The following is a 23030-nucleotide window of genomic DNA, read 5'->3' as shown; positions in this document are numbered from 1 at the left end:
GACAAGACTCCCTCCCGGCGCGGACAGCCACATCCGCACCGAAGATCGTTCAGGGGTTATTGCGTTGTTGTGTCAGCAGGCAGCGGGGCCTGGCGGTCAGGGCCTGGCGGCCAGTTCGTTGCCGCCCTCGGCCTGGCCGCGCATGTCGACGCTCTCCGCCGCCACCGGCATCCCCGGGAAGAAGATCCGCTGGGCACCATTCACGACCACCTGGTCGCCAGGTTCGAGACCAGCGGCGACGACACGCAGCCCATCGGCCATGCGCCCGAGCTGCACGTCGCGGCGCATGGCGCGCCCCTCTGCGTCGACCACGTAGACGTACTTGCGGTCCTGATCGGTGAGCACCGCCTTGTCGTCGATCAGCAAGGTGTCCTCGGCGCTGCCCGCCAGCAGCTGCACGCGAGCGTACATGCCAGGAGCGAAGCGGCCCTCACTGTTGTCGAGCACGGCGCGGGTCAGGATGGTACCGGCCTCGGCATCGAGATGGTTGTCGACGAAGTCGACCTCGCCGCGGTAGGGATATCCCTCGTCGTTGGCCAAGCCGACGCGTACCGGCAGGCTCGAGCCACGGAACTCCGCCCGCTCGCCGTTGCGCGACATCGCGTCGTAGCGCAGGTAGGCCTGCTCGTCGCTGTGGAAGTGCACGTGGACCCGATCCAGAGCGACGATCCGGGTCAACGGCGTGGCTTCGGAAACGAGGTTGCCCGGCGTGACCAGCGCTCGCCCGGTGCGCCCGGCAATGGGCGCACGTACCTCGGTGAACTCCATGTTGAGCCTGGCCGTCTCGGCGATGGCCTGGGCCGCCAGGATGTCGGCTTCCGCAGTGGCCGCCGCCGCGCGACGCTGATCCAGCTCCTCGCGCGAAATCGAGCGGCTTTGCGACAGCGCCTCGGCCCGTGCGGCTTCGCTGCGTGCCAGCTCGGCACGCGCCCGGGCACGCTGCAACTCGGCTTCGGCTCGCTCCAGCTCGGCGCGATAGGGGCGCTGATCGATGACGAACAGCACGTCGCCCTTCTCGACCTCCTGGCCTTCGCTATAGTTGACGCTCTCGATGTAGCCCGACACGCGCGGGCGCAGGTCGACCGTCTCCACCGCCTCGATCCGGCCGGTGAAGGCGTCCCACAGTTCCACGTCTTCGACCAGCACCTGGGCCACGCTGACCTGAGGCGGCGGCGGCCCCTGCTCGGCGCCCGCCTGGGTGTCGGCCTGGCTCTCGCATCCTGTCAGAACGACGAGCCCGGCGACCATGGCGATAACCATGAGCGTTCGCCGACCGTCTCTCTTCTCGAACATCTTGTGGACGTTCATTGTTTCTTTTCTCCCCATACCAAGTAGCAGTTCGCAGTGCCGATATAAGACTTGGCCGACAATCTCTTTGCGGGTTAATTTTGCTTAGCCCCTTTTTCCTATCGCAATTAATGTCGTTTGGCGGCGTTATTAATCGACAACTGCAAACTTTGCCGAATGCCACCATATAGGGTTACCGGGTACTTGATTAGTCGGGCCAAGAGGGAAATACTGTCCCATTGGCGGGACAGTCACCGTGCAGCCGTTCTCGTCTTCTCTTGCTCTGCAGTGTTTCCCCTCCCTGACATTGCATGCACGGCACAGGACAATGACCATGCTGCAAGACCTCAACGATGCCCTGATCTTTGCCAAGGTCGTGGAGCAGGGCAGCTTCATTGCCGCCGCCAAGCAACTTCGCCTCTCCAAGACCACCGTCAGCCGCAAGGTGCAGACGCTCGAACAGCGCCTGGGCGCCCGCCTGCTGCATCGCACCACCCGCAGGCTGAGCCTCACCGAGGCAGGCTCCATCTACTTCGATTATTGCAACCGCATCGTTCGCGACCTGGGCGAAGCGGAAAAGGCCGTGCAGCATCTCGAAGAGAGCCCGCGCGGCTGGCTACGAGTGACCGCCCCCTTCACCCTGTGTACCGAATTCACCTCGGTACTGATCGAGGACTTTCGCAAGCTCTATCCCCAGGTGCGCATCGAGCTGGTGCTCTCCAACGAACGTCTCGACCTGGTGGCCGAGCAGATCGATGTCGCCCTGCGCGTCGGCCCCCTGCCCGATTCCTCCCTGATGGCCCGCACGCTGGCGCGCTACCGCTCCTACGTCTATGCCAGTGAAGGTTACGTGGCCCGCTACGGTGAACCGCGTCACCCCTCGGAACTCGTTGGCCTTCCCGCCCTGGCCAACAGCAAAGATCGGCGCGGGCAGCGTTTCCTCTGGCACCTGCGCCATGCACAGAGCGGCGAAGCGATCGAGGCCGAGGTCGATCCCGTAGCCATCGCCAACGATCCCTTCGTGCTGCGCAACCTGCTGGCCGACGGCCAGGGCGTCATGCTGGCCAGCGAGTTCGTCGTCTGCCTTGGCCCGGAAACCGAGCGCCCGCGGCGTATCCTAGAGGAGTGGGAAGGTCCCGAGACGGAGCTGCACGCCGTGTTCCCCGGCGGCAGCCTCATCTCGCCCAAGGTACGCACCTTCGTCGACTTCGTGGTGGAGCGCATGCACATGAAACTGCAGACTCCCATCAATGCCTGGCAGCCGCCGGCGCATGCCGCCGAGCCCGAGGAAGAGAAAGCGCTGGCCTAGTCCGGCAGCACCGCCTCCGCCTCGATCTCGATCAGCCACTCCGGCTCCGAGAGCCCGCTGACGATCACCCAGGAGGTCGCCGGCGGGGCCTTGGGGAAACGCGAACGCAGCGCCTGCACTACACCTTCCTGGTCGTAGCGGGCAGCCTCGGCGATATAGATCCGCATCATCACCACGTCGGTCAGATCGCCGCCCAAGGTGCCAAGGATCGCGGCGATATTGTCCAGCGCCGCAAAGGTCTGCCCCTCGAGATCGGGTCCGACCAGGCATTCGTGGGCATCGACCCCGACCTGTCCCGAGAGGTGCACGCGATAGCCTCCCTTGACCATCACCGCCTGGCTGAAACCGTACTGCAACGTATCGGGCACGCCGCGCGGGTTGATGACTTCACGTTCCACGCCCTTCATACCTTCCCTCCTCCTGCCTTGGGTTCGTCTTGTCTCAGGATTCCACGTCCAGCGGCCGACTACGCTGGCGTTCGCCCTCTTCCTCGGTATCCAGCCCCAGGAAACCGCCCGACTGGCGACGCCACAGCGAGGCGTACAGGCCGTTGCGCGCCAGCAGTTCGCTGTGCGTGCCGCTCTCGACGATGTTTCCCTCATCCAGCACGATAAGTCGATCGAGCATGGCGATGGTCGACAGGCGGTGAGCGATGGCGATCACCGTCTTGCCCACCATCAGGGTGTCGAGCTGCTCCTGAATGGCCGCCTCGACTTCGGAGTCGAGCGCCGAGGTTGCCTCGTCGAGCACCAGGATCGGTGCATCCTTGAGCAGCACCCGGGCGATGGCGATACGCTGGCGCTGGCCGCCGGAGAGCTTCACCCCGCGCTCGCCGACATGTGCATCGAGTCCGCGACGGCCCTTGTGATCGACCAGGTCGAAAATGAACTCGGCATGAGCCCGGCGTACGGCTTCCAGCACCTGCTCATCGGTTGCCTCGGGGCTGCCGTAGCGGATGTTGTCGCGCACCGAGCGGTGCAGCAGCGAGGTGTCCTGGGTCACCATGCCGATCTGCCGGCGCAGCGATTCCTGGGTGACCTCGGCGATGTTCTGCCCATCGATCAGGATGCGCCCACCTTCCAGGTCGTAGAAACGCAGCAGCAGGTTGGCCAGGGTCGACTTGCCGGCGCCGGAGCGCCCGATCAGGCCGACCTTCTCGCCGGGCGCAATGGTCAAATTCATGCCGTCGAACACGCGGCTCTTCTCGCCATCGGGTCGGGAGTAGCCGAAGCGCAGTGCGTCGAAGCGTATCTCGCCGCGCGGAACGTGCAGGGTGGCGGCTCCCGGCAGGTCCTTCACCGTGGGCTCACGGGCAATGGTATTGATGCCGTCCTGCACCGTGCCGATGTTCTCGAACAGCCCCGCCACTTCCCACAGGATCCAGTCGGACATGAAGCGGATACGCATCACCAGGGCGATGGCCACGGCAATGGCACCGAGCGAGAGGGCCTGGAAGTACCAGGCGCCGATGGCAATGGCCGCCACGCTTGCCAGCAACGCTGAATTGAGCACTGTCAGGCACACCGAGAGCAGCGTGGCCAGCCGCATCTGGCGATGCACCGTGACCATGAAGCGCTCCATCGCATCGCGGGCATAAGCCTGCTCGCGCTGGGTATCGGCGAACAGCTTGATGGTCTGGATGTTGCTGTAGCTGTCGACGATACGCCCGGTCATGCGTGCACGAGCGTCGGCCTGCTCCATCGAGACCTGGCGCAGCCGAGGAACGAAGACGCGCAGAATCGTGACATAGCCCACCAGCCACGCTACCAGCGGCAGCATCAGCCAAGGCTCGGCACCGCCCATCAGCAGCATGGCGCCGACGAAGTAGACCAGCACGTAGACCATCAGGCCGACCAGCTTCATGACCGTTTCACGGATCGCCAGTGCCGTCTGCATCACCTTCTGCGACACGCGCCCGGCAAACTCGTCCTGATAGAAGGAGAGGCTCTGGCTCAGCATGTGGCGGTGCGCCAGCCAGCGACCGAGCATTGGATAGTTGCCGAAGATGCCCTGGTGAGAGAGCAGCGACTGCAGCAGCACCAGCAGCGGCAACCCGACCAGCACCAGCGCCGCCATGCCTGCCAGGCGCCAGCCATACTCGGCGAAGAAGCCTTCGCGCTCGGCATTGGAGAGCCAGTCCACCAGTTCGCCCATGTAGCCGAAGAACACCACCTCGGCCGCCGACACTACCGCCGTGACCAGCGACATGGCCACCAGCAACGGCAGCACCGGACGCGAGAAGTGCAGAATGAAGGCAAGCAGTCCCTTGGGTGGCGTACCGGTCTGTCCCGAAGGATAGGGGTTCACCAGCGTCTCGAAGTAACGGAACATGACAACTCCATCGTCAAGTAAACTTAGGCAATGCGAAATCCGGCAATAACGCTTTCCGGAACCGATGGACCATCCTTACCGGTCCATCGGGGCTGACAGGATGCAGGCTAAAACCTAAACTTAAATTGAGGTCAAGAGCTCAATTGAAAAATATGTGCGGAAAGAAAAGAGCCAAAAACCATACGAGCGTTTCGAGAGGAAGAAAAATCAAACTTCCTGATCTCTTTCATCAGCCATTCTTATATATCTGAAATCGACGGAAAAATCGTCGGAGGAATAACGGCATGTCTTGTCAGTTACCTGAAGGGAGGTTAAAAACGTCTGCCCCATCGAAGTCACGGAGACGCAAGATGCCGGCCCACCTCCAGCGCGACCTCAGCGTCGGCGAAGTTGCCAAGCGTAGCGGCCTGGCGGTTTCGGCCATTCACTTCTACGAGGCCAAGGGGCTGATCAAGAGCCGCCGTAACGCCGGCAATCAGCGCCGCTTCACACGCGACGTGCTGCGCCGCGTGGCGATCATCAAGGTCGCCCAGCGTACCGGCATCACCCTGGCCGAAATTCGTGCCGCCTTCGATACCTTGCCGGACTCCCGGGCGCCGACCGCCACCGATTGGCAGCGCCTCTCGGCGAGCTGGCGGCATGCCCTGGATGACAGGATCGCCCGACTCACTCAGCTACGCGACCAGCTCGACCACTGCATTGGTTGCGGCTGCCTGTCGATGCAGGAGTGCCCGCTGCGCAACCCCGAAGACGAGCTGGCCGAGGAGGGTTCGGGACCGCGACTGCTCGACCCCGATTGAACCATCGTTTAACCGCTCAGTTACGTTAAGGACGGGAGCTGCTATCTTGTGTTAAGCGCGCCTGGAGGGACCCGTCATGAACGATTCGCTGATTCTCTATACCAATCCCATGTCCCGAGGGCGCATAGCCCGTTGGATGCTCGAAGAGATCGGTGCCCCCTATCGCACCGAGATCGTGGAATTCGGCCCCACCATGAAGGCGCCCGAATACCTCGCCATCAATCCCATGGGCAAGGTGCCTGCCATACGACACGGCGAAACGGTGGTGACCGAGTGTGCCGCCATCTGCGCCTACCTGGCCGATGCCTTTCCCGATGCCGACCTGGCGCCGCCACTCGCCGAGCGCGGCGCCTACTATCGCTGGCTGTTCTTCGCCGCCGGCCCGCTGGAAGCCGCGATCACGGATCGAGACCTGGGCATGGAGCCCAACATCACGCAGCAGGGCCGTGTCGGCTATGGTAGCATCGAGGCGGTACTGGAAACCCTGGAGATAGCCGTCAGCGCGCACGAGTACATTGTCGGCCCTCACTTCTCTGCGGCCGATGTCTATCTCGGCTCGCACATCGGCTGGGGGCTGCAGTTCGGCAGCCTGGAGTCGTGTCCCGCCTTCGTCGATTATTGGGCGCGGGTCAGTGACCGCGAGGCCTATCGCCGCGCCAACTCACTCGATAACGAGGCCATGCACCGCCACGGCTGAGCCGTGCTCCCCCATGGCGCCAGCACGAGTCACTGCGTCTCGTAGGGGCGAGCCCATAGATCGTCCGGCTGATGACGGCTGAGGATCTGCTCCGCGCCGGATTTTGCGGTGTCCGGCACGATTACCTTGACCTGATGGGCTTCCTTGTCGAAGTAGAGCTTTTCGCGCGGAAAGCCCTCGGAGACGAGTTCATCGTAGGCATTGGTGGCTTTCATCAGATCATGATAAGTCGCCGTTACGGTCTGCGTCATGGCTTCCTCCCACTACTTGGCTGTGGTGGCGTCTGGCGAGCCGTCGACGCAGGCTCGCCCGCGTGCCTTCAGTATAGTGGCTGTTTTTGGCTCAGCCGGGACTGTCGCCGCCTCCATGCTGCAGGAGGCAAGTTGGTTTCACGACGAAAGGCACGGCTGAAGGCGGCTTCCGACTCGTAACCCACCTCGAGGGCAATCGAGGCTACCGAGGCCCGGGTGTGACGCAGCAGGCCGGCCGCTACCTGCATGCGCCATTTCGCTAGGTAATGCATCGGGGCATGGCCCGTAAAGCGAGCAAAGCGTTCATGCAGGGCCGAGCGCGACAGCCCGGTGCGATCGGCAAGCTTTTCTATCGTCCAGGGGTCGCCAGGACACTGGTGCAACAATGTCAGGGCGCGACCGACATACCGGTCCTGCAGGCCAGCCAGCCAGGTCGATTGGCCTTCGGGCATCGTTTCAAGATAGCGCCGCATCAGTTCGACGAACATGGCCTCGCTGAGACGCTCTAGCAGCACGTCGCCCCCTGGCCGTTCTTGGATGGATTCGGCCAGGGCAAAGCGAGCGAAATGGATTAGCCAATCGCGGTCGCCCCCGCGCCTGGCGGGAACATGCATCAGTGATGGCAAGCTGTTCAGCAGAGGGTTGAAGGGAGTCGTATCGCAACCGAAAAAGCCGCAAATCAAGGTGGCACCGTGCCGCTTCCACATGGGCTCCAGACGTAGCATGCGCAGCACTGTCACACGCTGATCGAAATCGTCGGGCAACGGTTCGGCATACACCTGACGATGAAGCCTGCCCCTCCCCCGCAGCCCAGGCTCGCTAGACATCGCATGCGGGTCGCCACGTGGAAATACCGCCACGTCCCCTTCATGCATGGCCACCGGCGGCTCGCCGATCACCGAGGCCCAGCAATGACCATGGGTCAGAATGTGGCAGACCATGACATGTTCGACACCGGGCATGACCGGCTCTGCAAGCTCGACGGCTGTCGATGCCTCGCTGACCCAGCTAGCGTCGCCCACGATGCGGTAGAAGGCCACGCCTCGCAGCCGCACGCAACGCAATACTTCAGACAAGGTGTCCTGTCTCATCGTAGCCCCGTACAGGGCTGTGTCGAGAGGGGTTGTGCCCTGCCTACCCAGTATTGCGGATGCAGTCGCGGCTCGCCATGAGAAACCGGATTCCCGGGCAAGTACCATGGAGTTCCAGTCAGTCGGACAGCGTAACGAAACTCCATAATGACTTTCGCAGCATCAATTCACATAACAGCTGCCAGCCCGTCAGCAAGGAGATCTGCATGCATCCCCTGACTTATCGCACCCTGGACGGGGGCTTGGCTTCGCTGGACCCAGGCGAAGTCGAGGCCTTTTCGCAACAAATTCGAGGCACGGTGCTCACCGCGGCCGATAACGAATACGACCAGGCGCGTCGCGTCTGGAACGGCATGGTCGATCGTCATCCCACCCTCATCGCCCGCTGCCTGGGAGCGCGGGACGTTCGTCAGGCGGTCGATTTCGCACGCCAGCGCCGCATGCTGCTCAGCGTGCGCAGTGGCGGCCACCACATCGCCGGCAATGCCATCGCCGACGGCTCCTTGACGATAGACCTATCGCAGATGCGCCAGGTACGGGTCGATCCCGCTCAGCGCACCGCTCGTGTCGGCGCTGGCGCCCTGCTGGGAGACGTCGATCATGAAGCCCAAGCGTTTGGGCTCGCCACACCATTGGGTATCAACTCGACCACGGGAGTCGCCGGACTGTGTCTAGGCGGTGGCTTCGGCTGGCTGACAAGGCAGCATGGCCTGACGGTGGATAACTTGCTGTCCGCCGATATCGTGACCGCCGATGGCCAACTGCGCGTCGTCTCCGCCAACCAGGAAGCGGATCTGTTCTGGGCCATTCGCGGCGGCGGCGGCAATTTTGGCGTGGTCACCTCTTTCGAATTCCAACTGCATCCCATAGGACCCGAGGTGTACGCCGGCCTGGTGGTGTACCCCTTCGCTCAGGCCAGGCAGGTGCTGAAGGCCTGGCGCGACTTTGCCGCTGCTGCCCCTCGCGAACTCAGCGTATGGGCGGTCATGCGACAAGCCCCTCCCTTGCCCTTCCTGCCGGAATCGGCTCACGGGAAGGAAGTCGTCGTTTTCGCCCTGCTGTGCCACGGCGATCTCGAAGCGGGCGAGCGCCTGGCCGCCAAGGTCCTCGACTTCGGCGATCCGCTCGGTAGCATGCTGGGTCGACAGCCCTACGCCGGGTTCCAGACCGCGTTCGACCCGTTGCTCGCACCGGGTGCCCGGAATTACTGGAAGTCGCATAACTTCGTCGAGGTCAGCGATGGCTTGATCGACGCCGTGATCCAGGGCGTGGAAACGCTGCCAGGCCCCGAGTGTGAAACCTTTATCGCTCAGTTGGGTGGAGCCATGAGCGACGTCGACGAAGCCGACACCGCTTACGCCGGACGCAACGCCAACTTCATGATGAACGTGCATGGACGTTGGCAGGATCCCGCCGACGACGATGCCATTCGCAACTGGGCGCGCCAGGTCTTCCACGACACCACGCCGTTCGCCACTGGCGGTGGCTACGTCAACTTCTTCACCGAAGACGAGAGCAGCCGCGTCGACAGCGCCTACTCGCAGAACTACCTCAGGCTGCAGCAGCTCAAACAGCAGTACGACCCAGACAATCTGTTCCGTATCAATCAGAACATCGCACCATTATCGTTTGCCCAGTCGGCATGACGCACCTGGCCCACCACCGTGGGCCAGGCTTCCGTTGGCTTCGATCATCCAGGCCCTCCAGCCGCCTCTACCCCGCCCAGCATCCAGTCGTTGTCGGTAAGGGGCTCGCCTCCGCGTGGCGTGACTCGCACGGTATCGCTGAGACCGATGCCCCACTGCCCGGGCACGCGCAGGCAGAGCGGCAGGTGGAAGACCATGTCGGCCTCGAATTCACGCACCTGGCCACGGGCGATGTAGCCGCTGCCTTCGACCCAGCTGGGCGGAAACTGCGCACCCACGGCATAGCCGAACACCCCCGAGAAGAACACCCGCTCGGCGTGGGGCGCCAGCACCGCCTCGGCGGCCCGGGCGGCATCGTCGAAGGTACTGCCGGGTCGCATCGTGGCGACGAGGGCCTCGAAGAGATCGCGACACACATCGCGCAGCACCAGCATCTCGCGGCTGGCGCCACCTGCCACGACGGTCTTCATCATCGGCGCGGTGTAGCGCCGGTAGGCGGAGCCGAACTCCAGGAACACCGGCTCGTCCCGGGCGATTTGTTGGCGCTGATGATTGAGGTGGATCACGCTGATGCGCCGGCCGCTGGTGACGATGGGCTGCATGCTCATGAACTCGCTGCCGGCCGCCAGCATGGCCCGTGCACCTTCGGCCGCCACGTCGCCGTCCGCCATGCCGGGGGCGATGACCCGCGCGGCGGCTGCGAGTCCTAGGGAAGTGATCCGGGCACTCTGCCGCAGGCAGGCGAGTTCCGCCTCGCTCTTGACGATACGAATGCGGTCGAGCAGCTCGCCGCCATCGTCGCGGAAGCGCTCGACGCCCAGGCGCGACTGCAATTCGCGGAGCACGCCATGGCGCAGACCCGCCCCGTAAAGATCCAGGCCAATGGCCTGAAAAGGCGCCAAGGTCTCGGCCAAGGGCTCGATCACCTCGCCGATGCCCTCCCAGCGATAACCCAGCAGCTCATCGACACGAGCGGTGACCACCGCCGGCCCGGTCTCGATGGAGGGTACCTGCAGCACCAACCGCTCGGCCGAGCAGACGAGGCAGGTATGCACCGAAACCTCGAAGGTGTTGTAGCCGGTCAGATAGTAGATATCGGCGGGGTCCGTCAGCAGCAGGGCGTCCAGCCCCGCCTCGCGCATGGCGTCGCGCACCCTGGCCAGGCGAGCCTCGAACTCGCTCACCGGAAAGGCCAGTTCACTGGCTTCGAGCTGCGCCGCCAGGGCATGGCGGTACTGAAGGTGATCCATGACGGGCTCCGCGGTGATGGGTGTATCGGACAGTGTAGCCATGCCCCACATCACGCCAGCCGTCATCGAGGCGAAATAGGGCTGTTCCAGGGCTGGCCGGTTTCGTAGAATCCAGCCTCGTATCCGATGCAACAGGACAACGTTATGGGCAGGGCCTTTCAGAACCGCAAGGAATCCATGGCCAAGACGGCCGCCGCCAAGACCAAGGTGTACAGCAAGTACGGGCGCGAGATTTATGTCTGCGCCAAGCAGGGCGGCACCGATCCCAACGGCAACCTGACATTGCGCGGGCTGATCGAGCGCGCCAAGAAGGACCAGGTGCCCAGCCACGTGATCGAGAAGGCGCTCGACAAGGCCAGCGGCGTGGGGGCGAAGACTACTCACCGGCGCGCTACGAGGGCTTCGGCCCAGGCAATTGCATGGTCATCGTCGACTGCCTGACCGACAACCCCAACCGTACCTTCGGCGACGTGCGCGCCTGCTTCAACAAGGCCAAGAGCAAGCTCGGCACGCCGGGCAGCGTCAGCCACATGTTCGACCACTGTGCCATCCTCGCCTTCGCCGGCAGCGACGAGGAAGCGGCACTGGAAGCCTTGATGGAAGCCGATGTCGACGTGACCGACATCGAGAACGAGGAAGGCCGGATCACCGTCTTCGCTCCGCACACCGAGTACGCCAAGGCCAAGCAGGCCTTGATCGATGCCCTCGGCGAGATCGAGTTCGAGGTCGACGAAATCCAGTTCGTGCCGCAGACCACCACGACGGTCGAGGGCGACGACGTCGCCTTGTTCGAAAAGCTGCTCGACACTCTCAACGACCTGGACGACGTACAGAACGTCTTCCACAACGCCGAAGTGGCATCCTGACGCAACGCCGCCGCGCCGGCCTGACGGCCCGGCGCGGCAGCTGTCGCTATTTCGGCGGGGTTTCAGCTACCCTTCGAGGGCGATGAACCGCCGCCTTGCGGCTTGTCGTCGGGCGCATTGGAGCCGCCCTTCTTCGCCGCTTCGTCCCGAGGGCTCTCGGGGCCCCGGGAAGTGCTTTCCATGCTGCCAGTACGCTCAGCGCCGGCCTTGGCGAAGCGCTCTTCGCTGGAGGCATTCTCCACGTAGGCCGAGTTCGACGACTGGGCCGAGCGCGCCTCTTCCTTGACCCGTTCGGCGGTCTCGTGAATCTTTTCCTCGGCTCGTTCCAGTTGCTCCTGGCCAAGCTCCTCGGCGCGATGCACGGCCCGGTCGCGCACCTCGCCCAAGTGACGGTTCTCGACGCGCGTCGGTGAGAACAGGCTGCCCAGCACCGCCCCGACGGCGACGCCCAGCGCGCCAGCCACCAGCGGATGTTCCTGCACGAAGTGGGTGGTCTGGCTGCCGACATCCTGGACCCGGTGCGACGCGGCGTGCATGGCCGCTTGGCGCTGCTCGCCTAGGTGCGAGGCACGCTCGCGGACCTGCCCACCCATGTGCTGGGCGCGATCCTTCACCTGGCCGCCCAGATGCTCGGCGCGGTCGCGGATGCCCTGGGCCATCTGCTGCGCCTTGCGTGTCATGCCGCCGCCATGATCATTTGCCCCGGCGCCATGCTGCGGAGTGGCCCCCATCGCCGCCGGGTCGTGCCCCAGCGTGGTGGTGCCGGCCCCGCTGACGGTGGAATGACTGCCGGGCATGTCGCCACCGTTAGGTATGCGGGTTTGCGGCATGGTGCTGCCGGGATAGCCGGCATGCCGCGGCAGCGCTTCGTAGCGGTCGTGATGCGAGTTGCGCTGTGCCAGCACCAGCCAGCCCAGGCCGATGCCGGTCACCATCACGGGCAGCGGATTTTCCTTGATCGTTCTTCCCAGGCGGGAGGCGATCCGCTCGGCCCCGCCGTGACGCAGGTAATCGTAGGTCATGTTCATAAGCTGCTCGGGAGAAAGTCTCTCTTCGATTTGATGTAGGGTCTCATCCAGGCGCGCCCGCGCCTGGTAGATCTCGTGCTCGATCTCTTCGGAACGGCGCCGACCGTCCTGGCTCATTTCAGCTCCTCCTTGACCGCCTCTCCATGCTGCTGGGTCAGTGTCCTGTCGCGGCGCAAGCTCGCCATGGTGCGGGTCGGCATCAGGTTTTCCCGCTTGAGCTTCTTGCGCCCCGCTTGCAGCATGACGAGACCGATCACCACCACCGCGCCACCCACGATGAGGGCGGAGAGCCAAGGGGTGGTTTCAGGAGGCAGCACGGTATTGAGGCCGAAGACCGCAGCGGCAAGGAGCACCAGAAAGCCACACATCAATACCGTGCCGGCGATGGCAATCGAGGCAAGTGCGCCCATCGCCTGGCTGGTCTTTTCGCTCATTTCGACCTTGGCCAGCTCGGACTCCTTGCGCACCAGAGCGGTGACTTCGTGAGCCAGGTTCGAGAAGAGAGTCCCAATCGTAGAGGTTTCCGTCCGGATTCTGTTTTCCGCTTCCATGAGGTCATACCTCCCTTCCATTAGGCGGTAACGGCGGCGAATGACATCGCTTCGCGCGGCCTGACTCAGTAGCCCTGGGTGCCGTCCTGGCTGGAGCTACGCAGGAAGCGAGACAGCATGAAGCCTGCCGCGATCGCCCCGCCCATGAACAACGCGGGATGCTGCCGACTGTAATGACGTGTCTGATCCAGCAGGGTTTCCAGGTCACGCTCGCGCAGGGTGCGCGAGAAGGCATCGGAGCGCTTGGCCAATTCGTTGACGCAACCGGAAAAATAGGGCTGTTCCTGACGCTCGAACTCATCGGCCATCTTGTGCAGCACCGTCGAGACCTTCTCCGCCTGTTCGGCCGCTGCCGCCTTCTGACGGTCGATGAGTCCTTCGGCCTGCTGCCGGGCGGCATCGCGCAATTCGTCCCGGGTCTCCTCGGCCTGCTGGCGGATCTCCTCGCGATCGAGGCCGTGCCGGCCACTGTCGTTGCCGACGCCAGCTTCCCGGCTTGCGCGGCTATGGGTATCGCTCATTCGCCACCTCCATGTTTTTGCCAAGTGTCACTACGCCCCCGAAAGGGCTTACCCTGTGCTGACCAGGCTCGCAGCCTGGCTGACACTCGCAAAATAGTACTCGTGGAGGGCCTGTCAATTTCGCTGAGGAAAGGGGTAAATGTGGAACACAATGACGCAATGAGCGGATAACGATCGTTACTCTCTGCCCCGATAACTCACCATGGCGAAACGGCACTTACCTCGCGGGCACACCCCTGCAACTTGGATCAAGGCTGTCGGGTCAGGCGGGCATGGCGAGAGAGAAAGTCGTCTATCGAGGCAGAATACTCCGGCTCGCTTTCGACAAAACCGGTGTTGTGACCGCCGCGAATGGTGAGCATCTCCTTGGGTTCGTTGGCAGCGGCGAAGACCGCCTCTCCCTCGCCATAGGGAATGATCTCATCGTCGCGGCTATGGATGACCAGCAAAGGCGCCTCGATCTGCCTGACGTAACGCTCGGTGGGATAATCCAGCGTCGCCAGCCAACGCACCGGCAGGAAGGGGTAGAGCCGCTGGCCCAGCGCCGGCACCGAGCGAAATGGCGATTCGAGGATGAGCGCCGCCGGTTGCTCCCGGGAGGGCAGTGCTGCGGCCAGCTCCGCGGCCACGGCGGCCCCCAGCGAGCGCCCGAACAGCACGATCCGGTCGGCAGGAACCTTCTGCTCGATCAGCCAGCGCCAGCCGGCCCGGGCATCCTGCGCCGTTCCCGCTTCGGAGGGACGCCCCTCGCTGCGGCCGTAGCCACGGTAGTCGAGAATCAGCACCGACAGGCCCAGGCGATGAAACTGCCGGATCGAATCGAGGCGATGGGAAATGTTGCCGGCATTGCCATGCAGGAACAGCAGGCTACCGCGAGCGTTCTCGACGGGGACCCACCAGGCGTCCAGGGTCAGGCCGTCTTCGGTCGCCAGATCGACTTGCTGCCATGCCAGGCCGAGGTCGGCGGGAGTAGCGATATGCTCACGCCCCATATGCGGCAGATAGAGCAGCCGATCCTGAAAGAACCAGGCCAGCAGCACCACGAGGGCATAGATACCGGCCAGGGTGGCGATCACGCGCAGCATGGCCCCGACTCCTCTGGCTCGCTAGCCGGCCTGGGTAAAGGCCCGATAGGCCTCCCACGCATCGGCCACGCCGGCCTCGAGGAAGCGCTGGCCATGCTCCACGCTGGCAAGCGAGGGATCGGAGCCCATGCGACCGTCGGGGAAGCGCCGCCGAAACTCGTCGGCGTCACATTGGGCACTGCCGCGGGGTGCGATGCGCGGCGACATGTCCACCTGCTTGACGGCCTCGGGCCGCGCGCACCAGGAGAGCGCAACCTCCGAGGCGGTGGCGTGGGTGCCCTCGGCATCGCCGTAGAGCGATTCGGCCAGCTCGCGGACTCGCGGGCCGGCGAACCAGTTACTGGTGGTGAGGTGCAGCTCGGTGGCTGGCTGGGGGCCGTATCCCAGGCTGCGCTCGCCGTAGATCTCGGCGAAGGCCGCACTCATGGTGCCGATGTTGCCGCCATGACCGTTGAGAAAGAAGATGTGCGTGAAGCCGTGACGCGAGAGCGACGTGACGGTATCCCGTAGCACGGCGATCAAGGTACTGGGACGCAGGCTGACGGTACCGGGAAAGGCCAGGTGGTGCTGGGCCATGCCCAGGTTCTGGGTCGGGGCCACCAGCACGCCATAGCGCTCGCCGAGTTCCCAGGCGATGGTTTCGGGACAGATGGCGTCGGTGCCCACCAGGCCGTTGGGCCCATGCTGCTCGGTGGAGCCGATCGGCACGATGATGCCGGTCTCGCGTTGCAGGTAGGCCTCGACCTCCTGCCAGGTAGCATGCTGCAGCCGCATGTCGCCTCCTCGTGGTCAGCCCTGTCCGCCGCTACGGTCGCAGCCCATCGTGCCCGCCTTGGCCCAGTTTTCTCCATCCACTTCGCTGAAGAACACCTGCACGCTCTCCTCGGGGGTACCGTAGACCTCGACGAAGGCCTGGGTGATACGGCGTGCCAGCTCGCGCTTCTGCGCCAGCTCGCGGGGAAACTGCTGAATGGTCACGATGGGCATGTCGGCTCTCGTTTGGGCAGGGTCATGATGGACAAGGTCTCATGGTCGGCCGAAAGCGGCCTTGCCGCAACCTGATCATGACGTTGCCCAGGCCTCCCGCAAGTCCCAGGTCTAGCTGGGGGAAGGATCGCTGTACTCCATGCGCGACCACAAGCTGCCTTGCAGCAGGTCGCAGCCCCGTTCACGCAGGAACTCGACCTGGCGGCGCGAGCTCACGCCGCTTGCCGCCACGCGGATTCCCAGCTCATGCGCCATGCCGATGACCGAGCGGATGATCGCCTGTTGGCGCGGGTTATCGAGACAGCCCTCGATGAACAGCGCATCGAGCCTGAGCGTATCGATGGGAAACAGGCCAAGACACCCCAGCACGGAGTGACCTCGGCCGAAACCGTCAATGACCAGCCGGACGCCCATGGCCTTGAGACGCTCGAGCAGGTCGCGGGCATGCTCGGGATCGCGCATCAAGCCACTCTCGGTCAGCTCGATCTCGAGCAGTTCCGCGGGCAGGCCGTTGTCGGCAAGGGCTTCGGCGACGCGCTCGACCAGCATGTCGCCGGCCAGCCCCTCTGCCGGCACGCTGACCATGACCCTGAGCCCCGAGCCGGCTTCATACCAGGAGCGAGCGTGGCGACACGCATTTGCCAGAACCCAGTGACAGATCTCGGACAATTGGTCGTTGTCCCGTGCCGTGGAGATCCAGGAAGACGCTTCCAGCTCACCGAAATGGGGCGAGTGCCAGCACGGCTGAGCCGAAACGCCCACCACCTGGCCGCTACGGGCGCAAATCAGGGGGCGATAGCGCAGCCCCATCTCTCCTCGCGACAGAGCATCGCGCAATTCGCTGCGCAGCAGGATGCGGTCGGGGCCGACATCGAGCAGCTCGGGAGAGAACACGCAGTGCTGCAGGCTTCCTCGCTGCTGTGCCTTGCGCCGGGCGAGGCTGGCATGTCGCATCAGTTCAGTGACCGTGGTGCCATGGTCGGGATACAGCGCCAATCCAATGCAACAGCTGGACAGCACCGTTCGCCCCGAAAGCTCGATGGGCTGACGGGTACGCTCCAGCAGTCGTTCGACCAGGGGCAGCACTGCCTCCGTATCCGCTACGTCGGGCAACACCGCCATTACCTCATCGCTATCCAGCCGGCTGACGCTACCCCGGCTATCGACGACCTCGGCGACCCGTTGTGCCATCATCCTCAGGCAGGCGTCCCCCATGGGCCGCCCCAGCGAGTGGTTGATCTCCTTCAATCGATCGACGTCGATATGCAGAATCGCCACCTTGGCCTCCCGCTCGGCGGCTTGCGCCAGCAGGGTCGCGAGCTGCCGCTCGGCATGGCGGCGTGCGATCAACCCGGTGACTTCGTCGCGGCAAGATGGACTGGGCGGATTCTGGGATCGGCCCTGAATGACAAACTGGCGCATGAGACTCCCTTCCCCGGGATACAACGGAACCTATCGAGCGAGTTGTCCAAGTGGTCCCTAATAAACCGACCTTACTCACGCCAGATCGTTATCGTTATGGGTACTTCGCCTCTTCAGATATCACGCAAAAAGCTGCCCGTCAAAAGGCTTCTTCGAGTTTAGTCATTGCTGTTTTAGCGGTTTTGTAAAAGTCGTTTTCAGGCCAATACATGAACACGGCTCCGCGACTTACCAAGGCCAAATATTACGTAACACGCTGAAACGGCGCCCCTCCCCACCAAGGGCTAAATTTTCGTTAGCGGCACGAACGCCGCCGAGGAGCAACGAACGAACGGACCCGAACGGAGAAGCACCATGCCAGCTAAATCGGAAGCTCAGCAGATGGCGGCCGGTGCCGCCCTTGCCGCCAAGCGTGGTGAGAAGAAAGTCAGCGAACTCGAAGGTGCGTCGAAGCAGATGTACGAGTCCATGGATGAAAAGGAACTCGAAAAAATGGCTTCGACCAGCCAGAAGGACAAGCCTACCCATAACCGCAAGTCGTGAGACCACCTGCACTGTCCCCCTCTCGGCACATAGCAACTAGTCTTTGAGATGCCAGGCAGATCGAATCTGCCACATCGGTGCCAGGGAGACGAGACATGCAGGAACGCGACGTCGATGTTGCCATCATCGGGGCCGGCACGGCTGGCCTGAGCGCCTGGCAAACCGCCAGGCAGTACAGTGACGAAGTGGTGCTGATCGAAGGCGGCGAGCCGGGCACCACCTGTGCCCGGGTAGGCTGCATGCCTTCCAAGCTGCTGATCGCCGCGGCTGAGTCGGCCCATCAGGCGCGCGAGGCAGCGGGGTTCGGCATTCGGATCGGCGATCTCGGTATCGACGGCAAGGCGGTCATGGCCCGCGTCAGGCGCCAGCGCGACGCCTTCGTCGAGAGCGTGCTCGATTCCATGCAGCGTATCGAGCCTCGCAACCGTATCAAGGGCCACGCCCGCTTCGAGGCACCCCACACCCTGCGCGTGGGCGACGATCTGCGCCTGCATGCCCGGACCATCATCATCGCCACCGGTTCACGCCCCCACCGGCCCGACGCCTTGCACCCGGCCGGCGATCGCTTGGTCGACAGCGACGGCGTGTTCGAGTGGGAAGACCTGCCCGAATCGGTCGCCGTCTTCGGCCCGGGCATCGTCGGCCTGGAGCTCGGCCAGGCCCTTGCCCGCCTGGGCGTGCGCCTGCGCATGTTCGGCAAGAGCGGTTCGCTCGGCCCGTTCCGGGATCCGGCGCTGCGCGACTATGCCGAACGCGCTTTCAACGGCGAGTTCTACCTCGATCCAGCCGCCCAGGTCGAGACCATCGCGCGTGACGGAGACCAGGTGGTGATCACCTTCATCGAACGCGACAGCGGCCAGCGTCTGACCGAGCGCTTCGACTACTTGCTAGCTGCCACCGGACGGCGCCCCAACCTCGACCGTCTCGACCTGGAAAACGCCGGGCTGGCGCTGGACGACAAGGGCGTGCCCTTCTACAACCGCTTCACCATGCAGTGCCGCCGCGCCGATGGCGAGGGCGACGCCGGTCATGTCTTCATTGCCGGGGATGCCAGTCAGGAGCTGCCGCTGCTGCACGAAGCGAACCAGCAGGGACGCATCGCCGGGCATAATGCCGGGCGCTACCCCGAGCGGCGTGCGGGTCGTCGCAGTACGCCGTTGTCGATCGCCTTCACCGATCCGCAGATGGCCACGGTCGGTCTGAGCCGCGATGAAGCGGCTGACCGCTTCGGCTGCGACGGTGTTGCCGAGGGCGGCGCCTCCTTCGAGGACCAGGGGCGTGCCGTGGTGATGCGCCAGAATCGGGGGTGATGCGCCTGTACGCCGAGCATGGCTCGGGGCAGTTCCTCGGCGCAGAACTGTTCGGACCGAGAGTGGAGCATATCGCCCATCTGCTGGCCTGGGCCCTGGAGCAGAAGATGGGCATCGAGCGCATGCTGGAGATGCCCTTCTACCATCCGGTGCTGGAGGAGGGCCTGCGCAGCGCCCTACGCGATCTCAACAGTGCACTCCTGCAGGGTCCCGCCATGGCCGAACGCTGCCTCGAGTATGGCCCCGGGGGCTAGCCCCAGCTCGACTGGTTAACGCTGTCGGCAATACCAGGCCCATGATCGATACATGAGGGATGAGCCTGCGCGAGAATCCCGGCATGGCATATCGGCAAGTCCGGGTTATGCTGATGAATAAGAGAACGAGAAACTCGACGCAGGAGACTCCGATGGCCGATATCGCCTCACGGCTGAAAGCCGTACAGGAAGGCATCGAGCGCTTGGCCGAGCTCGCCGCTCCCGACCAGGCCGATGCCGCGAGTCGCCTGGTACAGAAGCTGAAAGGGGAGCTTGACGACGCCATCGCCGAGGCGAGCGGCGGGCCGCAGGAACCTTCGACCTCGGCCAATCTGCCACGTAGCCCGCGCCACGTGGAGATCCGCTGCCCGATCTGCTCGCTACGCTCCTTTACCTACCAGAAGGGCACCATGCGCCGCTCGGACGAAACCGAGTCCGGTTTCGAGGCGCTCTACCACTGCCTGAGCTGCGGCCACGAGGCATGGCACGAGGCGTAAGCGGGAAGCCCCCCGCCCGAACCGCTCCTCACTCCTCGAACTCCGAGAGCGCTCGCTCGCAGCCCATGCCGACCTGCTCGCCGCCGCCCGGATCGACCCACGGCAGGATCGCCAGAGGCGGTGCCACGATGGCTCCCAGCAGCGACAGCGCCCCGCGCGCGATCAGTTCCTCGGTGATGACGTTTACCTCGGGGTCACGCAGCGAGCCCTGCAATTCCACCGGCGAATTACCGGTAAACAGGGTGGGATCGATATTGTGGCCCTGGAAGGCCAGGTCCATTCTCTCCGTTTCCAGGTTGATGGCACCGGCCCCCTCGAAGTGGGCGATCTCCGTCGCCATGAAGAACCGATCCAGGTCGGCCAGGCCCTGGTCGAGGGCGAAACGCACATAGGTACATTCCAGCTGTACCTGATCCTCTCCCGTGAGCGCCGCCACCAGCGCATTGGCCACGTTGAGCGGTAGTAGTTCGGCAGCGATGATGTCCAGCCAGCCCTGGGACATGGCCAACTCCAGTTCGCCATCGAGCCCAGCCATGACCTCATGCATGGAGCGCCCGCGATAGCGGAAGTCGCCGCGCCCACCGATCCTGCCGAGGGTGTCGCGGGCCACTTCGGGCAGGCCGGCTTCGTCCAGCAATGCCGCCAGGTTGACTTGGTCCAGAGCCAGCTGCAGATCGCCCTCGATGGCAGCCTGGCGTGCGTCCATGACCCAGGAGGCACGCACCTCTCCCCCGCCGAGCCCAACTTGCAGGGGCTCGACGGTCATTACGCCCTGCTCGAGTTCGAGAGCCAGGGCCAGATCCTCGAACGGCACATGCTCCGCCTGCACGTTGGCCGCCTCATAGTCCAGAACGATATCGGTATTGCGCAGGGCTTCCAGATCCCATTCGCGATCGGGGAACAGCATTTCGGCGCGCCGTTCCTGCGCTTCCCATTGCTGCTGTTCGGGCGTGGCCGTCTCGCCCGGGCCGGTTCCCGGCGAAATGCCCAGCATCGGCAGCAAGTCATCCGCTTCCAGCTGTCGGGACACCAGGGTCGCCCATAGCTTGGGTGGCTCACCGAAGCGGATACGCACATCTCCGGCCACATCGCTGTCACCGAAGGAGCCCTCGAGGCTGTCGATGCTGAGCAGGTTCTCGCGGTAGCTCACGTAGCCGCTGACACGATAGGGCGGCAGTTCCGGCAGGTTGATTCCGGTCAGCTCGGTGAGTTCAGCCGGACTCGGCCCCTCCAGTCGAGCACTGCCCTCTAGCGATTCGAGGGCGAAAGGCTGCACCGCGCTGCCGTCGATCCACAACCGGGTCTCGCCGCTGGCCAGCTCGCCGGATACCGGATAGGGCGTTTCGGGATCGGTAAGATCGAGCAGCGGCCCGATCAACAGGTCGAACTCGAAGGGTTCCTCCTCGTAACTGCCCTCGCCCACCAGGTGTATCCGCTGCCCTTCCACGCCCTCGGTGCGGGTATCGGCAGTGAACGACAGCGACAGTCCCCAGTGCGGGGCCTGGTAATCGAGGGCCGTATCCTCGAACAGCAGTCCGCCGTCGACCACGCGGGTATTGAGACTGCCATTCAGCGTGCCCAGCGGTCCGAACCCGAGCGGAGCGAGTGCCGCCGTCAAGTCGATGCGATCCAACTCCGCTTGCAGCTCGGCCAGCAGACGCTGGTCCTCGCTCTCGAGCCAGCCCTGGACGTTCAACGAACGGGGCGACTCCTCTTCGAGCTGCTGCTGGGCCTGCAACCGGGAGATGGTGAGCCGGCCTTCTTCCAGGGTCGCTCTCACGGCCAGGTCATGCAGACTCTGGCCGGCATAGTGCAGCCGACCAAGAGACAGGTCGACATCGGCCTCGAATGCCTCGAGCCCCTCCAGCAGCCGTGCCACGTGCCGATCCCACTGTTTCTCTTCTTCCTGCGCCTCTTCTTCCTGCGCTTCTTCTTCCGCCGCCGTTTCATCGAAGAGCCCCAGCGGTCCAGATCGAGCGCGTCGGCTTGCAGTTCGGCCATCAGGCGTGGCACGTCGCGCCCCATGTCCAACGCCAGGTCACCGCTCAATTGGCTGTCGCCGATACGCCCCTGGAACGCCTCGATGACGCCACGGCGCTCCTCCACATCGAGGTGCAACAGGCCCTGAAACTCGACAGAATCGTCCTGTAGCCGGCCCTCTCCGCGCAGCTCCAAGCTCAGCTCCTGGACGCTTTCTCCAGGTGTTGCGAAGGCGATCTCGAGCTCGATGTCCTGGCCCGTATCCCGATAGACCAGCCGGCCCCGGTCGATATGAAAGGCCTCGGGCCAGAGGGGGATCTCCTGCTCCTCGGTCGGCTCCTCTGCCAACAGGTCATCGAGATTGGTAGTGCCATCTTCTCGACGCAGCACCACCACCTCGGGTCGCTCGATAGCGAGCCGCTCCAGTTCGATCTCCCCTTGCAGCAGGGCGCCTACGTCCAAGGTCACCGTCAGTTCGTCGAGGCGTGCCATGGGATCCTCGGCCCACGACGCGTTGGCGATGCTCACCTCGTCGAGCCTCAGCGTCAGCGGTAGGCCCCAATCGATGCCGTGATCGCCGATCGCCACCTCGCGCCCCAGCTGTTCGCTGGCCTGGCCTGCCAGCCAGCCGCGGAACCAGGGGGATTCGAGGAACAGGGCGGCCGCCGCCAGCAACAGCAGCACAGCCCCTATCACGATGACGATTCGCCGAGCTACCTTGTTCACCGTTCCGTCCATGGGTTGTGATTGATCGACACCCTTACCATGGACAGAGAGAAGGCGTAGGTCCAATCCTCAGCCAACCGTACTTTGAGCTGATTTTTAACGCCGTATGACCGAGCGTAGACAGTTTTCGGACAATGCCTAACCTGCCCGGGGCACATAAAGCTTCTATGCTGGAAACATGGACGTCTCGACCGTTGCACACGGTAAACAAGGAGAGACCGCGGGATGTTCCCAGCCAGAACGGGAGGTTCGTATGAAAATCTACAAACCGGAATGGCACTGCACCTTCACTGTGAACGAAGCCGCCGGCGCATCGTCGAGCTGGCGTGAGAGGCTTGCCTGGCGCATTCGCCGCTGGGCCGACAAGCTCGACCACAAGGGCCGTACCGTCACGATCGAATGCCACGTCGAGCCTGCCGTGACTGCGGAAGAGATCGATACCTGCCTGGTCAAGGGATTCGAAGTCACTCACTCGCTGCTCAACCAGCTGGCTCAGCAGGCTGCCTGCGAGGACGTGATGCGGGATGCCAAGGCCGAGCTGTTCGAGCAGGGGCCGCCACGCTGACATTGCCTGGTTCGAACCGGGAACGACGCACGT

At 64.0% G+C, this 23030-nt stretch carries 24 protein-coding genes and 1 pseudogene; 10 read left to right on the top strand and 15 right to left on the bottom strand.

Annotation, left to right across the window (positions count from 1 at the left end; genetic code table 11):
* Nucleotides 1-96 precede the first annotated feature (96 nt).
* Nucleotides 97-1308: an efflux RND transporter periplasmic adaptor subunit gene (locus EKK97_RS04195; protein ID WP_159549445.1), complete on the bottom strand. Its 1212-nt coding sequence runs from the start codon at nucleotides 1306-1308 to the stop codon at nucleotides 97-99.
* 313 nt (nucleotides 1309-1621) lie between these two features.
* Here EKK97_RS04195 and EKK97_RS04190 point away from each other — a divergent pair, with 313 nt between their 5' ends.
* The gene (locus EKK97_RS04190) at nucleotides 1622-2596 is read left to right on the top strand and encodes a LysR family transcriptional regulator (protein ID WP_159549442.1); all 975 of its coding nucleotides are present in this window, start codon (nucleotides 1622-1624) and stop codon (nucleotides 2594-2596) included.
* On the opposite strand, the gene EKK97_RS04185 is transcribed toward EKK97_RS04190, so the two are convergent.
* Entirely contained in the window at nucleotides 2593-3003 is a 411-nt protein-coding gene (locus EKK97_RS04185; RefSeq protein ID WP_159549439.1) for a RidA family protein, read from the bottom strand. The two genes, EKK97_RS04190 and EKK97_RS04185, sit on opposite strands and share 4 nt — an antisense overlap.
* A 34-nt stretch (nucleotides 3004-3037) precedes the next feature.
* The gene (locus EKK97_RS04180) at nucleotides 3038-4927 is read right to left on the bottom strand and encodes an ABC transporter ATP-binding protein (protein WP_159549436.1); all 1890 of its coding nucleotides are present in this window, start codon (nucleotides 4925-4927) and stop codon (nucleotides 3038-3040) included.
* A gap of 350 nt (nucleotides 4928-5277) precedes the next feature.
* Here EKK97_RS04180 and soxR point away from each other — a divergent pair, with 350 nt between their 5' ends.
* Together soxR and EKK97_RS04170 are read left to right on the top strand one after the other, a co-directional pair.
* A complete protein-coding gene (gene soxR / locus EKK97_RS04175; RefSeq protein ID WP_159549433.1) occupies nucleotides 5278-5727 on the top strand; it encodes a redox-sensitive transcriptional activator SoxR in 450 nt (149 codons plus the stop codon).
* 76 nt (nucleotides 5728-5803) lie between these two features.
* The gene (locus EKK97_RS04170) at nucleotides 5804-6424 is read left to right on the top strand and encodes a glutathione S-transferase family protein (protein ID WP_159549430.1); all 621 of its coding nucleotides are present in this window, start codon (nucleotides 5804-5806) and stop codon (nucleotides 6422-6424) included.
* A 29-nt stretch (nucleotides 6425-6453) separates the two neighbouring features.
* On the opposite strand, the gene EKK97_RS04165 is transcribed toward EKK97_RS04170, so the two are convergent.
* Together EKK97_RS04165 and EKK97_RS04160 are read right to left on the bottom strand one after the other, a co-directional pair.
* Nucleotides 6454-6675, bottom strand: coding sequence for a hypothetical protein (locus EKK97_RS04165; protein WP_159549427.1), 222 nt, complete (start codon nucleotides 6673-6675; stop codon nucleotides 6454-6456).
* Nucleotides 6676-6743: 68 nt separating this feature from the next.
* Nucleotides 6744-7751, bottom strand: a complete 1008-nt coding sequence (locus EKK97_RS04160) for an AraC family transcriptional regulator (protein WP_201297006.1) — start codon at nucleotides 7749-7751, stop codon at nucleotides 6744-6746.
* 221 nt (nucleotides 7752-7972) lie between these two features.
* Here EKK97_RS04160 and EKK97_RS04155 point away from each other — a divergent pair, with 221 nt between their 5' ends.
* Nucleotides 7973-9412, top strand: a complete 1440-nt coding sequence (locus EKK97_RS04155; RefSeq protein ID WP_159549422.1) for an FAD-binding oxidoreductase — start codon at nucleotides 7973-7975, stop codon at nucleotides 9410-9412.
* Between the two features lie 44 nt (nucleotides 9413-9456).
* On the opposite strand, the gene EKK97_RS04150 is transcribed toward EKK97_RS04155, so the two are convergent.
* Nucleotides 9457-10662 (bottom strand): M24 family metallopeptidase, encoded by a 1206-nt coding sequence (locus tag EKK97_RS04150; RefSeq protein ID WP_159549419.1) that lies wholly within the window; start codon nucleotides 10660-10662, stop codon nucleotides 9457-9459.
* A 144-nt stretch (nucleotides 10663-10806) separates the two neighbouring features.
* On the opposite strand from EKK97_RS04150, the pseudogene EKK97_RS04145 reads away from it, so the two are divergent.
* Nucleotides 10807-11528 (top strand): annotated as a pseudogene (locus tag EKK97_RS04145) (YebC/PmpR family DNA-binding transcriptional regulator).
* Between the two features lie 62 nt (nucleotides 11529-11590).
* Here the strand turns inward: EKK97_RS04145 and EKK97_RS04140 are convergent.
* The 7 genes from EKK97_RS04140 to EKK97_RS04110 form a co-directional block, all read right to left on the bottom strand.
* Nucleotides 11591-12673, bottom strand: a complete 1083-nt coding sequence (locus tag EKK97_RS04140; protein ID WP_159549416.1) for a DUF3618 domain-containing protein — start codon at nucleotides 12671-12673, stop codon at nucleotides 11591-11593.
* Nucleotides 12670-13107: a phage holin family protein gene (locus EKK97_RS04135; protein ID WP_159549413.1), complete on the bottom strand. Its 438-nt coding sequence runs from the start codon at nucleotides 13105-13107 to the stop codon at nucleotides 12670-12672. Before EKK97_RS04135 ends, EKK97_RS04140 begins: the two co-directional genes overlap by 4 nt.
* 65 nt (nucleotides 13108-13172) lie before the next feature.
* Nucleotides 13173-13628, bottom strand: coding sequence for a hypothetical protein (locus EKK97_RS04130; RefSeq protein ID WP_159549410.1), 456 nt, complete (start codon nucleotides 13626-13628; stop codon nucleotides 13173-13175).
* 248 nt (nucleotides 13629-13876) lie between these two features.
* Entirely contained in the window at nucleotides 13877-14713 is an 837-nt protein-coding gene (locus tag EKK97_RS04125) for an alpha/beta hydrolase (RefSeq protein WP_159549407.1), read from the bottom strand.
* Between the two features lie 21 nt (nucleotides 14714-14734).
* Nucleotides 14735-15487, bottom strand: a complete 753-nt coding sequence (locus EKK97_RS04120; protein ID WP_159549404.1) for a creatininase family protein — start codon at nucleotides 15485-15487, stop codon at nucleotides 14735-14737.
* Between the two features lie 15 nt (nucleotides 15488-15502).
* Nucleotides 15503-15700 (bottom strand): tautomerase family protein, encoded by a 198-nt coding sequence (locus EKK97_RS04115; RefSeq protein ID WP_159549401.1) that lies wholly within the window; start codon nucleotides 15698-15700, stop codon nucleotides 15503-15505.
* 111 nt (nucleotides 15701-15811) lie between these two features.
* Entirely contained in the window at nucleotides 15812-17122 is a 1311-nt protein-coding gene (locus EKK97_RS04110; protein ID WP_159549398.1) for a putative bifunctional diguanylate cyclase/phosphodiesterase, read from the bottom strand.
* A gap of 354 nt (nucleotides 17123-17476) precedes the next feature.
* On the opposite strand from EKK97_RS04110, the gene EKK97_RS04105 reads away from it, so the two are divergent.
* The 4 genes from EKK97_RS04105 (at nucleotide 17477) to EKK97_RS04095 (ending at nucleotide 19726) form a co-directional block, all read left to right on the top strand.
* On the top strand, nucleotides 17477-17665 hold the full coding sequence (locus tag EKK97_RS04105; protein ID WP_159549396.1) for a DUF3008 family protein: 189 nt from the start codon (nucleotides 17477-17479) through the stop codon (nucleotides 17663-17665).
* A 95-nt stretch (nucleotides 17666-17760) separates the two neighbouring features.
* Nucleotides 17761-18975 carry a dihydrolipoyl dehydrogenase gene (locus EKK97_RS04100; protein ID WP_340162922.1) on the top strand — a complete coding sequence of 405 codons (1215 nt, stop codon included), beginning with the start codon at nucleotides 17761-17763 and terminating at the stop codon, nucleotides 18973-18975.
* Entirely contained in the window at nucleotides 18975-19229 is a 255-nt protein-coding gene (locus tag EKK97_RS25620) for a hypothetical protein (RefSeq protein WP_340162961.1), read from the top strand. The genes EKK97_RS04100 and EKK97_RS25620 overlap by 1 nt, the downstream gene beginning before the upstream one ends.
* 152 nt (nucleotides 19230-19381) lie before the next feature.
* Nucleotides 19382-19726, top strand: a complete 345-nt coding sequence (locus tag EKK97_RS04095) for a zinc ribbon domain-containing protein (protein ID WP_159549393.1) — start codon at nucleotides 19382-19384, stop codon at nucleotides 19724-19726.
* A 28-nt stretch (nucleotides 19727-19754) separates the two neighbouring features.
* Here EKK97_RS04095 and EKK97_RS04090 read toward each other — a convergent pair whose 3' ends face one another.
* Nucleotides 19755-21605 carry an AsmA family protein gene (locus EKK97_RS04090; RefSeq protein ID WP_159549390.1) on the bottom strand — a complete coding sequence of 617 codons (1851 nt, stop codon included), beginning with the start codon at nucleotides 21603-21605 and terminating at the stop codon, nucleotides 19755-19757.
* A complete protein-coding gene (locus EKK97_RS04085) occupies nucleotides 21503-22432 on the bottom strand; it encodes an AsmA family protein (protein WP_159549387.1) in 930 nt (309 codons plus the stop codon). Before EKK97_RS04085 ends, EKK97_RS04090 begins: the two co-directional genes overlap by 103 nt.
* Before the next feature lie 253 nt (nucleotides 22433-22685).
* On the opposite strand from EKK97_RS04085, the gene EKK97_RS04080 reads away from it, so the two are divergent.
* The gene (locus EKK97_RS04080) at nucleotides 22686-22997 is read left to right on the top strand and encodes a hypothetical protein (protein WP_159549384.1); all 312 of its coding nucleotides are present in this window, start codon (nucleotides 22686-22688) and stop codon (nucleotides 22995-22997) included.
* The last annotated feature ends 33 nt before the right edge of the window (nucleotides 22998-23030 follow it).

Source organism: Billgrantia tianxiuensis, assembly GCF_009834345.1.
Taxonomy (GTDB): domain Bacteria; phylum Pseudomonadota; class Gammaproteobacteria; order Pseudomonadales; family Halomonadaceae; genus Halomonas; species Halomonas tianxiuensis.
The sequence above is the reverse complement of the archived record's forward strand: the minus strand, read 5'-3'. Positions and strand labels throughout refer to the sequence as shown.